General features: G+C 75.3%; 8 protein-coding genes and 1 pseudogene. 4 read left to right on the top strand and 5 right to left on the bottom strand.

What is annotated here, in order from left to right; all coding sequences use genetic code 11:
• From ICW40_RS19295 to ICW40_RS19280, 4 genes and pseudogenes are all read right to left on the bottom strand, one after another.
• Positions 1 to 249 (bottom strand): annotated as a pseudogene (locus tag ICW40_RS19295) (AAA family ATPase); the annotation flags it as partial.
• Complete coding sequence (locus ICW40_RS19290) at positions 246 to 806, bottom strand: hypothetical protein (RefSeq protein ID WP_221655607.1); 561 nt, start codon at positions 804 to 806, stop codon at positions 246 to 248. The gene ICW40_RS19290 and the pseudogene ICW40_RS19295, both read right to left, overlap by 4 nt.
• 36 nt (positions 807 to 842) lie before the next feature.
• Positions 843 to 2,102, bottom strand: coding sequence for a toxic anion resistance protein (locus ICW40_RS19285; protein WP_221655606.1), 1,260 nt, complete (start codon positions 2,100 to 2,102; stop codon positions 843 to 845).
• 270 nt (positions 2,103 to 2,372) lie between these two features.
• Entirely contained in the window at positions 2,373 to 3,032 is a 660-nt protein-coding gene (locus ICW40_RS19280) for a hypothetical protein (protein ID WP_221655605.1), read from the bottom strand.
• A 144-nt stretch (positions 3,033 to 3,176) separates the two neighbouring features.
• On the opposite strand from ICW40_RS19280, the gene ICW40_RS19275 reads away from it, so the two are divergent.
• A complete protein-coding gene (locus tag ICW40_RS19275; protein ID WP_221655604.1) occupies positions 3,177 to 3,830 on the top strand; it encodes an endonuclease/exonuclease/phosphatase family protein in 654 nt (217 codons plus the stop codon).
• Positions 3,824 to 5,392 (top strand): DUF7059 domain-containing protein, encoded by a 1,569-nt coding sequence (locus ICW40_RS19270; protein ID WP_221655603.1) that lies wholly within the window; start codon positions 3,824 to 3,826, stop codon positions 5,390 to 5,392. Before ICW40_RS19275 ends, ICW40_RS19270 begins: the two co-directional genes overlap by 7 nt.
• A 51-nt stretch (positions 5,393 to 5,443) precedes the next feature.
• Here the strand turns inward: ICW40_RS19270 and ICW40_RS19265 are convergent, their stop codons facing one another.
• Positions 5,444 to 6,811: an FAD-binding oxidoreductase gene (locus ICW40_RS19265; RefSeq protein WP_221655602.1), complete on the bottom strand. Its 1,368-nt coding sequence runs from the start codon at positions 6,809 to 6,811 to the stop codon at positions 5,444 to 5,446.
• A 132-nt stretch (positions 6,812 to 6,943) separates the two neighbouring features.
• On the opposite strand from ICW40_RS19265, the gene ICW40_RS19260 reads away from it, so the two are divergent.
• Complete coding sequence (locus ICW40_RS19260) at positions 6,944 to 7,882, top strand: phosphatase PAP2 family protein (RefSeq protein WP_308121919.1); 939 nt, start codon at positions 6,944 to 6,946, stop codon at positions 7,880 to 7,882.
• A gap of 328 nt (positions 7,883 to 8,210) precedes the next feature.
• Entirely contained in the window at positions 8,211 to 11,036 is a 2,826-nt protein-coding gene (gene topA / locus ICW40_RS19255; RefSeq protein ID WP_221655601.1) for a type I DNA topoisomerase, read from the top strand.
• Positions 11,037 to 11,094: the final 58 nt, after the last annotated feature.

Raw genomic sequence — 11,094 nt, 5'->3', positions numbered from 1 at the left:
GTGCGCGGTCGCGCTCACGCGCCACCGCCGTCCGCGCGCGGCCGCGTCGAAGGAGGCCTGCGTCCCCGACCCGTCGACGCCCACGGCGGACGCCCCGTCCGCAGGCGCGCCCGGCGCGGCCTCCGCGAGGGCGGCGGCGAACGCGGCTCCCTCGGCCCGCACCGCGGCGTCGTCCAGCCCCGCCCGGCGGCCCACCTCGACGAGGGCGCCCAGGGCGGCGTCGAGGCCGGGGGTGTCTGTCCGGCTCATGCGAGCGGTCCCGGTGGCCGGAGGCGTCCGCCGTCGGCGTCGACGTCGAGCGCACCGCCCGACGACGCGTGCCCGAACTTCTCCGTGAGGAAGCGGCCGTGCGCGATGAGCGCAGCCGCGTCGGAGCGGTTCACCGCGTCGAGCACCTGGTCCATGGTGCGGGCGAGGAGGTCGAGCTGGTCGATGAGCACCATGAGCGACGTCCGGCCGTTGTCCACGGGCCGGGAGTTGGCCCACTCGCGCGGCAGGCGCAGGTAGCCGCCCACCGCCTCGGGGAGGTAGTCCGTCGCGGTCGCCATGACCACGTAGGCCTGCTCGCTGCCGGCGCCGAGCCGGTCGAGCCGGGGGACCGCGTCGCGGACCACGCGCACGACGCGGCCGACGCGTGACGCGACGGGACCCGGGACGGCGCCGTCGGCCACGAGCGCCTCGACGCGCTCGAGCGATGCGAGGAGGTCGGCCGCCGTGGGCACCGCGGGCACGGCGGGCAGCGCGGGAGCGTCCGCGCCGGGGCGGCGGCCGGTCAGGCGGGCGAGCAGGTCACCGAACGCGCCCATGCGCACCCACCCCTGCCGGCCTGCAGCCGTGCGTCGTCACCGGGCGGCCCCGGGCACGTCGATGTCCAGGCTGCCGGACGCCGCGCGCTCGTCGTGCTGCCGCACGCGCTCGAGGTAGGACTGCGACTTGGTGACCTCGGTCTGCAGCGTGCCGATCGTCGTGGCCATCGAGTCGAGCGCCTGGGCCTTGAACGTGTCGATCGTGTCCATCGTCTCGTAGATGTTGGCGAAGGCGGCCTGGAGCTGCGGCAGGCCGATGGTGGCCGACGCCGCCTGCTCCTGGATCGCCGCCGAGTTGTCCTTGAGCATCTGCGACGTGCGCTCGATGAGGTTCGACGTCGTGGTGTTGAGCGCCGTGATCTGGTCGAGGACCAGCTTCTGGTTCGTCAGCGCCTGGGACACGATGACCGCGGTGCGCAGTGCCGAGAGCGTCGTGGTGGAGGCCCGGTCGACACCCTTGATGAGCTCGACGTTGTTGCGGATGAGGATGTCGATCGCGAGGTAGTTCTGGATCGAGACCGCGAGCTGCGTGAGCAGGTCCTGGTGCTTCTGGCGCACGTAGAACAGCACGTCGTCGCGCAGCGCGCGCGCCTTGTCCGGGTCCGTGGCCTCGAGGTCCGCGATCGTCGCGGACAGCCGCGCGTCGAGGCGCTCGGCGACGTAGACGTACTGGTTGAGGCGCGCCATGGCGTCCCACAGCGCCGTCTTCTCCATGTTCAGGGAGACGTTGTCCTTGCGGAGCTCGTCCTGGCCGTCGCGCAGCGAGTGCATGATCGCGTTGAGGTGGGACTGCGCCGACTGGTACTTGCGGAAGTAGTCGGTGAGCTTCTCGCCGAACGGGAAGATCCCCAGGATCTTCTTCGTCGTGGACGCCTCGGACGGGTCGAGGTCCTCGACCGTGCGGCGCAGCTCGAGCAGCGTGCTGCCGACCTTGGACCCGGAGGCCAGGCCGCCCTCGGTGATCGCGCGGACGGGCGTCTGGAGCAGGCGGTTGGAGGACTCGGCGGCGGCGCGGATGTCGCGGTCGCCCATCGTCCGGACGTCCGCGGCCTGCGCCGCGAACGCGGGCGAGCTCGCCGGCGCGGCCAGGAGCGACGTGAGGTAGCCGTCCACCTTCGCGTCGAGCCCCGGCACGGCGGCCGGGTCCACGGCGGGCGCCATCGCAGGGGCGGCCGTCGTGGCGACGGGCGTCACGGGCTCGGGGGCCGTGAGCGTGAGGGGCTGCTCGACGGGCGTGGGCGGCGCCAGCGGGGCGACGGCGTGCGCGCTCGCGGCCGACGGGTCCTGGGAGGTCATCGCTGCGTCCCTTTCCTGGGTCCACCCCGGGGCCGCGGCCCCGGTCCGGTCGATCTGTCCGGCCAACCTATCCGCTGACGACGTCGGCTCCGAGCGTCGTCCTGCACCAGGACAACGCTCCACGTCGTCCGGGGTTCCCCACGACGGCGATCCGGCGTCCGATCGGGTGGTGCGTCGGCTGGTCGTCGGGCGGGCCGCACCTCCGCCCGACGTGCGTGAGGGGCGTGCGACGACGTCGCACGCCCCTCACTCGGGTCCAGCCCGACGGGCTCAGTCGCGCGTGAGCACCTGCACGAAGCCCGCGGTGTCGATGCCCTCGACCTGCGGCACGAGCTCGAGCCGCGTGTCGGTGCACGTGTAGGTCGAGACGCCGCCGAGCGGGACGCCCGAGGCCTCGGCGCTCTCGAGGCCGGGGACCTCGGTCTCCTGGCCGTCGACGACGGTCGTGTTCGAGATGGTGACGCCGCTGAGGTCGACGTCGGCGACCGTGATCTCGCCGTCCGTCGCCGTGTAGGAGGCGGTGAGCGTGCCGTCCATCGAGGTCCGCGTCGTCATCGGCGCGCCGTTGACGTCGACGGTCACGGAGGAGGACTGGTCGACGTACTCGGTCGTCATGGTCGTGCCGTCGAACGTCACGGTCGAGGACCCGGTCACCTCGATGACCGGGTTGAGCTCCCCGATGCCCGGCATCGAGCCCATCGCGTCGGCCGCCGCCTGGAGGTCCGCGTCCCACGTGCCCTCGAGGCACTCCGGGCCGCCTGCCGTCGCCGCGTCGTCCTCCTCGGGCTCGGCGCTCTCCTCGTCGCTCGGCGACTCGGTGCTGGCACCCGCGCTCTCGGTCGGGGCCGGGTCGCCGCCGCCGGTGCAGCCGGCGAGCACCAGGACGGCGCCGACGGCGAGGGGGGTGGCTCGGACAAGGGACAGGCGCATCGGTGCTCCAGCGTTCGGCGGCGAGGACAGCGGCCGGGCGGACGAGCCCCCTGGTCGCCCGGCCATGCTGCCACGGCGGGCCGTCGCACGCCCCGGTGACCGGCGGGAGCGGCGGCCGCGGACCCGCGCCGCCACAATGGGGCCGTGCCCTCCCTGCGTGTGCTGACGTACAACATCCACCAGCTGCGGGACGACCCCGTCGCCGTCGCCGAGATCCTGCGCCGGTCGGAGGCCGACGTCGTCGCGGTGCAGGAGCCGCCACGCGGTCCCCTCGGGCGGCCGCGGCTCGCGCGGCTCGCGCAGGCCGCCGGGTACGACGTGGCCGTCGCCGGTGGCGGCGCGCGGACGACCGCCCTCCTCGTGCGCCGCGGGACGCGCGCCACCACCGCGCAGGACGTGCGCCTGCCGTGGCGGCCGTTCCGGACGCGGCGCGGCCTGGCGATGGCCGACGTGCAGGGCGTCCGCGTCATCAGCGCGCACCTGAGCCTCGACGAGGCCGAGCGCGTGCGGCACCTGCGCCGCCTCGTCCTGCTCGTCCGGGCGGCACCGGGCGGCTGCGTCGTCGCCGGGGACCTCAACGAGGAACCGGGCGGCCCGACGTGGCGGCGGCTCGGCCTGCACCTGCACGACCTCACGGCCGCGAGCGGCCCGACCTTCACCGCCCGCCGCCCGCGCCGCCGCCTCGACGCCGTGCTCGCGACCAGCGGCATCACCGGCTGGGGCGCGCGGCGGCTCGACGCCGAGCCGGCGTCGACCGCGAGCGACCACCTGCCCGTCGTGGTGGACCTCCGGTGGTGACGACGGGCACGCCCCGGGTCGTCGACGGGCTCGTCCGGCCGCTCGACGCCGCGCTGCGCGAGGCGTCCTTCCGGCCCGCCGACATCGAGGGCCTCCTCGGCCCCGTCGCCGCCGGTGCGCTCGACCGCGAGCAGACGCTCCCGGCGCTGCGGGTGGCGCGGGGCGCCGGGCCCGAGCCGCTCGCCGTGCTCGTGCGCCTCTTCCTCTGCGGCGACGACGTGACCCGCGCCGAGCTCGACGCCGCGCTGCCCGGCGTCGGCACGGACGGGGCGCAGCGGCTGGGCCTCGTCCGCGCCGCGGGCGGCGGACGCGGCGACCAGGTGCGTGCTGGCGTCGACCTGAGCCCGGTCACCTACGAGGCGCCGGACGGCACGACGGCGGAGTGGTTCGTCACCTCGGACCTCGGCGAGGCGGCGACGAACGCCGCGCTGCGGCCGGACCACGTGCTCGGCGTCGGCGGCGCCTCGACGACGCTCGCGCGCGCGACGATCCGCGCGCCCCGGCGCCGGACGCTGGACCTGGGCACGGGCTGCGGCATCCAGGCGCTCTACGCCGCGACCCACAGCGACCACGTGGTCGCGACCGACGTCTCCGAGCGCGCCCTCGCGTTCGCGCGGTTCAACGCCGCGCTCGCCGGCGTCGAGCTCGACCTGCGGCACGGCTCGATGCTCGAGCCCGCGCACGACGGCGACTTCGACCTCGTCGTGTCCAACCCACCGTTCGTCATCACGCCGCGGCCCGACCGCTCGGGGGCCGCGCCCGCGGCGGGGCTGCCGCTGTACGAGTACCGCGACGGCGGCCGGTCCGGGGACGACCTCGTCCGTGACCTCGTGACCGACGTCGGCCGCGTCCTGGCCCCGGGCGGCGTCGCGCAGCTGCTCGGCAACTGGGAGCACCGCCGGGGTGAGCCGTGGCAGGACCGCGTCGGCGCCTGGCTCGACGAGGCCGGCCTCGACGCCTGGGTGGTCCAGCGCGAGGTGCTCGACCCGGCCGAGTACGCGGAGACCTGGTTGCGGGACGGCGGCGCGACGGTGGACCGGGACGCGGCCGGGTGGGACGCCGCGTACGGCGCGTGGCTCGACGACTTCGCCGCACGCGACGTCGAGGCGGTCGGCTTCGGCATGCTGCTGCTCCGCCGGCCGACCGGCACGGCGTCCCTGCGCCGCCTCGAGGAGTGGACCGGACCGCTGCGGCGACCGCTGGGCGACCACCTCGGCGCGGTGCTCGCGGCGCACGACTGGCTCGAGAGCCACGACGACGACGCCCTCCTCGCGGAGCGCCTGACGGTCGCCGGGGACGTCAGCGAGGAGCGGCACCTGCGGCCGGGCGCGAGCGACCCGACGGTCGTGCTCTTGCGCCAGGGCGGCGGCTTCGGCCGGACGGTGCGAGCCGGCACGGCGCTCGCCGGGCTCGTCGGCGCGTGCGACGGCGAGCTCGAGGTCGGGCGGATCGTCGCGGCGCTCGCGGCCCTGCTCGACGTCGACGCCGCCTCGTTGCGCGACGAGCTGCTGCCCCAGGTGCGCGACCTCGTGCGGGACGGTCTGCTGCTCGCGTCCGACTGACCTCCGTCCGCGCCGGGTCAGCCGCCGAGCACGGTCAGCCGCCGAGCACGGTCAGCCGCCGAGCACGGGGTGGTTGCTGCGCAGCACGCCGTCGGGGTCCACGCGGCGCTTGACCTCCTGGAGCCGGCGCACCGCCTCGGCGGGGAAGACGTCGGTCAGGGGTGCGCCCTCGCGGTGGAACGTGAGCGTGGAGCCCGTCGTCGACCACGGCGCGACCGCGTCGCGCAGCTCGGCCGCGGCGTCCTCGGCCGCCTGCACGTGCGCCGGGCTCGGCGCCATGCCCATCGCCCAGAACGAGTACTCGGGCTCGACCCTCAGGCCCGCGCCGTCCTCGACCCGTCCGCGGCGCAGCGCGCCGCCGAGGTGGCGGATCTGCGCGTAGCCGAGCGGGGCGCCGGCGCCCACCCGGGCGAGCACCGTGTCGACGAACGCCTCGTCCACGTGCGTCAGCGAGCTCGCCGTGTTGACGGACGTGATGCCCACGGGCGGCTCCTCGGGCTCCTCGCTGATCGTGCCCAGGTCGCTCGGCTGCAGCGGCCGGACCGTCTCGCGGAGCACCGGCCCCAGCGCCCGGAACGGTGCGAGGAGCGCCTCCGCCTCCTCGGGCGAGCCGAGGTGCACCGCGTCGACGAACACGAACGAGCGCCCCCGGATCTCCTCGGGCAGCTGCGGCGCGGGCGGGAAGGTCATCGCCGTGACCCACGTGGTGAAGGCCTCGGGCGCGGTCCGGGTGACCTCGACGAAGGTCCGGAACGCCGCCGCGGTCAGCTCGCCCGGCAGCACGAGCCGGCCCCCGTACAGCTCGGGCGCCTCCGGCAGGTCGATCTCGACGGCCGTGACGACCGCGAAGTCGCCCCCGCCGCCGCGCAGCGCCCACAGGAGGTCCGGGTCGGTGCCGGCGTCGACGCGCCGCACCTCGCCCGTCGCGTCCACGACGTCGGCCGCGCGCAGCACGGACGCGCCCGTGCCGAACGCGCGGCTCAGCCACGAGAGCCCTCCGCCGAGCAGGTAGGGGACGGCCGTCACGCTCGGGTTCGAGCCCGACGGCGCGACGAGGCCCGTGCCGTCGAGCGCCGCGAGCACCCGGCCCCACGGGACGCCGGCGCCGATCCGCGCCGTCCGTGCCTCGACGTCCACGGACAGCTCGTCGAGCTCCCCGGTGCGCACGAGGATGCAGCCGTCGATCGCCTTCGTGGCGCCGTGGCCGCGGGGCTGGACCGTGACCGGGACGCCCGCGCGGGCCGCGAACCGCACGGTCGCGACGACGTCGGCCACGGTCCTCGCGCGCACGACGGCGACCGGGCGCTGCTGCACGGACGCGTTCCAGGGGCGGCTCGCCTCCTCCCAGCCGTCGTCGTCCGGGAGCAGAAGGTCCCCGTCGAGCTCGGGGCGGAGCGCGTCGATCGTCACGGTGGTCATGGGCGCCAGGGTGCACCCACCCACCGACATCTGTCACCGGTCCGGTGCGTGCCCGTTCGTGCGCATCTGCACCCGGTCGGGTGCGAGCGGGCTCGTGCGCCCTCCGCGCGTCGCCTCGCCTACCGTGGGGACGTGGCCGTCCCCCCGACTCTCCCTCCCGCCACCGCGCCGGTGGGGCGCTCCGCCCCCGAGGCGCGGCCGCGGCGCGTGCCGGTGCTGCCCGGCGCCCTCGTCGCCGTGGCCGCGACGATCGGCGTGGCCGTGACGTGGCAGTTCTTCGTGCTGTCCACCACGGGCCGCGCGCTCGACGTCGGCGCGCTCGAGGGCGCGGCGTTCGGGCGGAACACGCTGTGGCGTGCGGCCGAGCAGGTGCTCGACGTCGTGTCGGTGCCGCTGCTCGCCGCCGTCCTCCTGGCGACCACCCTCCTCGCCGTCGTGCGCCGTCGCGTGGTGCTCGCGGTCCAGGTCGCGGTGATCATGGGTGGCGCCAACCTCACGACGCAGGTCCTCAAGCACTGGCTGCTCGACCGACCGGACGTCGGCATCGGGGACCAGCTCCTCGCGACGCTGCCCAGCGGGCACACGACGGCCGCGGCGTCGGTCGCGACGGCGTTCGTCCTCGTGGTGCCCCGGCGCATCCGCCCGGCCGTCGCCGTCGTCGGCACCGTGTACACGGTCGTGACGGGCGTCTCGACGCTGGTCGCGGGCTGGCACCGACCGAGCGACGTCGTCGCCGCCGTCCTCGTCGTGCTGGCGTGGTCCGGTGTCGCGAGCGTCGTCGGCGCCCTCATGGACCCGGCCGGACGCGCCTCGGGCGACCCGGCCGGGGACCGCCCGCGCCGGACCGCGGTCGCCGTCGCGCTCCTCGTCACCGGTGCCCTGGTCAGCGGGCTCGGCGCCGGGCTGGCGCTCGCGCGCTCCGCGGCGGCCCTGCCGGACCTCGCGCCCGGCCGCGAGCTCGTCACCGCCTACGCGGGCGGCTCGCTCGGGATCGCCGCCGTCACCTGCGCGTGCTTCGCGGCGCTCCTGCTCCTCCGGCGCACGACGGAGGCGGCCGCACGCCGTCCGTGACACGGGTGGATCCTGTGCAGGGTGCTCGGGCACGGCGCCGGAGGTCGTAGAGTGCGCCCCGACCGACGTACCGTCAGGGGGCGGAGCCGGTCCGCCGCACCACCCGGGCCGTCCGCACCGCAGGGGCCGAGACGGCACGGCGTGCCGCCGCAGCCGACCTCGAGCCGAGCCGCCGCAGCCGGGCGTCGTCCGTGCAGCAGCGCGACGGCTCCACAGACGCACATCGGACAGCCGCAGGTCGAACAACCGCAGGTCGAACACCAGCAGACAGAACAGCCGCAGGGCCCGGCCGCCGGGTCCTGACGAACACCGAAGAGAGCAGGTCCGCATGGCCGCAGGTCGCAAGCTCGTGATCGTGGAGTCGCCCGCCAAGGCGCGCACGATCGCCGGCTACCTCGGCGACGGGTACGTCGTCGAGGCGTCCGTGGGCCACATCCGTGACCTGCCGCAGCCCTCCGAGCTCCCCGTGGAGATGAAGAAGGGCCCGTTCGGCAAGTTCGCCGTCGACGTCGAGAACGGCTTCGAGCCGTACTACGTCGTCGACGCCGACAAGAAGAAGAAGGTCGCCGAGCTCAAGCGCGCGCTCAAGGACTCGGACGAGCTCTTCCTCGCGACCGATGAGGACCGCGAGGGCGAGGCCATCGCCTGGCACCTGCTCCAGGAGCTCAAGCCCAAGGTCCCCGTGCACCGCATGGTGTTCCACGAGATCACGCGCGAGGCCATCCAGCGGGCGCTGACCAGCACGCGCGAGCTCGACGAGCGGCTGGTCGACGCGCAGGAGACCCGTCGCATCCTCGACCGCCTGTACGGGTACGAGGTCTCGCCGGTCCTGTGGCGCAAGGTCCGCCAGGGGCTCTCGGCCGGGCGCGTCCAGTCGGTCGCGACGCGCCTCGTCGTCGAGCGCGAGCGCGAGCGGATGGCGTTCCGCGCCGCCGAGTACTGGGACGTCACGGGCACGTTCGCGCAGGCCGCGCCCGCCGACGAGGCCGAGCAGGGCAGCTTCGGCGCGCGCCTGGTCCAGCTCGGTGGGCGTCGCGTCGCGTCGGGCCGCGACTTCGACGACCGCGGGCAGCTCCGGGGCGCGGCGGCCGACGTCGTGCACCTGGACGAGGCCCGCGCGACGGCCGTCGCGACCGGGCTCGAGAGCGCGGAGTTCCGCGTGTCGAGCCTCGAGACCAAGCCGTACACGCGCCGCCCCGCGGCACCGTTCACGACGTCGACCCTCCAGCAGGAGGCGAGCCGCAAGCTTCGGATGGGCTCGCGGCAGGCGATGCGCACCGCGCAGACCCTGTACGAGAACGGCTACATCACCTACATGCGTACGGACTCGCCCGCGCTGTCCACGCAGGCGATCGACGCCGCGCGGCGGCAGGCGGCCGAGCTCTACGGCCCCGAGTTCGTCCCGGACAAGCCGCGCGTCTACGCGAGCAAGGCCAAGGGCGCCCAGGAGGCGCACGAGGCCATCCGGCCCGCCGGTGACCACTTCCGCACGCCCGCGCAGGTCGCGCGCGAGCTCTCGGGCGACCAGTTCCGCCTCTACGAGCTCATCTGGAAGCGCACGGTGGCGTCGCAGATGGCGGACGCACGCGGCTCGACCGCGTCGGTGCGGGTCGCGGCCACGCTCGCTGCCGGCGAGCTCGCCGGCAGCGAGGCCGTGTTCGCGGCGTCGGGCACGGTCATCACGTTCCGCGGCTTCATGGCCGCGTACGAGGAGGGGCGCGACGTCGAGCGGTACGACGACGGCGACGCACCCGCGCCGCGGTCGCGCCGCGGCAAGGCTGGGGCCGCGGAGGCCGCGGGCGAGGCGGAGGGCGGCACCACCACCGCGAAGGCCGAGGCCGACGCCCGCCTGCCGAAGATGGCCGAGGGCGACGCGATGGTCGCGTCGGAGCTCACGGCCGACGGGCACCGCACGTCCCCGCCGCCGCGCTTCACCGAGGCGAGCCTCATCAAGGCCCTCGAGGAGCGCGGGATCGGCCGGCCCTCGACGTACGCGGCGACCATCTCCGTGATCCAGGACCGCGGCTACGTGAGCAACCGCGGGCAGGCGCTCGTGCCGTCCTGGCTCGCGTTCGCCGTGACCCGGCTGCTCGAGGAGAACTTCGACCGGCTCGTCGACTACGACTTCACGGCCGCGATGGAGCAGGACCTCGACCTCATCGCCGCAGGGGAGAAGGAGCGAGCGGCCTGGCTGCACCAGTTCTACTTCGGCGACGACGCGGTGCCCGACGCCGACGGCCTGCACGGCCTCGTCGCCAACCTGGGCGACATCGACGCGCGGGACGTGAACTCGATCGACATCGGCGAGGGCATCACGCTGCGCGTCGGTCGCTACGGGCCCTACCTCGAGGACGGCACGACGGGCGAGGACGGGACGGCGCGCCGCGCGTCCGTGCCCGAGGAGCTGGCGCCGGACGAGCTCACGGTCGAGAAGGCGCGCGAGCTGCTCGAGACGCAGCCCGACGGCGACCTCGTGCTCGGCGAGGACCCGTCGACGGGCACGACTATCGTGGCGAAGAACGGCCGGTACGGGCCCTACGTGACCGAGCTGCTCCCCGAGCCGGAGCTCGACCCGGGCCTCTCGGCCGCGGCGAAGAAGAAGGCCCTCGCGGCCGCACCCAAGCCGCGCACGGCGTCGCTGCTCAAGTCGATGGACCTGCAGACCGTCACGCTCGACGACGCGCTGCGCCTGCTGTCCCTCCCGCGCGTCGTCGGCACCGACCCCGAGAGCGGCGACGTCATCACCGCGCAGAACGGCCGCTACGGGCCCTACCTCAAGAAGGGCACGGACTCGCGCACGCTGCCGAGCGAGGAGGCGATGTTCGACATCACCCTCGAGGAGGCGCTGAAGATCTACGCCGAGCCCAAGCGTGGCCGTGGCGCGACGGCGTCCGCGCCGCTGCGCGAGCTCGGCGAGGACCCGGTGAGCAAGAAGCCCGTCGTCGTCAAGGACGGCCGGTTCGGCCCGTACGTGACCGACGGCGAGTCGAACGCCACGCTCCGCAAGGAGGACGCGGTCGAGACGATCACGCTCGAGCGCGCGGCCGAGCTGCTCGCCGAGAAGCGCGCCCGCGGCCCGGTCAAGAAGCGCACGACCACGCGCAAGCCCGCGGCCCGCAAGGCCCCGGCCAAGGCGGGCGCCAAGAAGTCCTGACCCGCGCGCGCGCCGGCCGCGCGGGGGTTGCGCCCGGCCCGGTGCGGCGGCCGTACTG

It is taken from the genome of Actinotalea ferrariae (assembly GCF_019733465.1).
Lineage (GTDB): Bacteria > Actinomycetota > Actinomycetes > Actinomycetales > Cellulomonadaceae > Actinotalea > Actinotalea ferrariae_A.
Note: the sequence above shows the minus strand (reverse complement) of the source record. Positions and strands in the feature narration are given on the sequence as shown.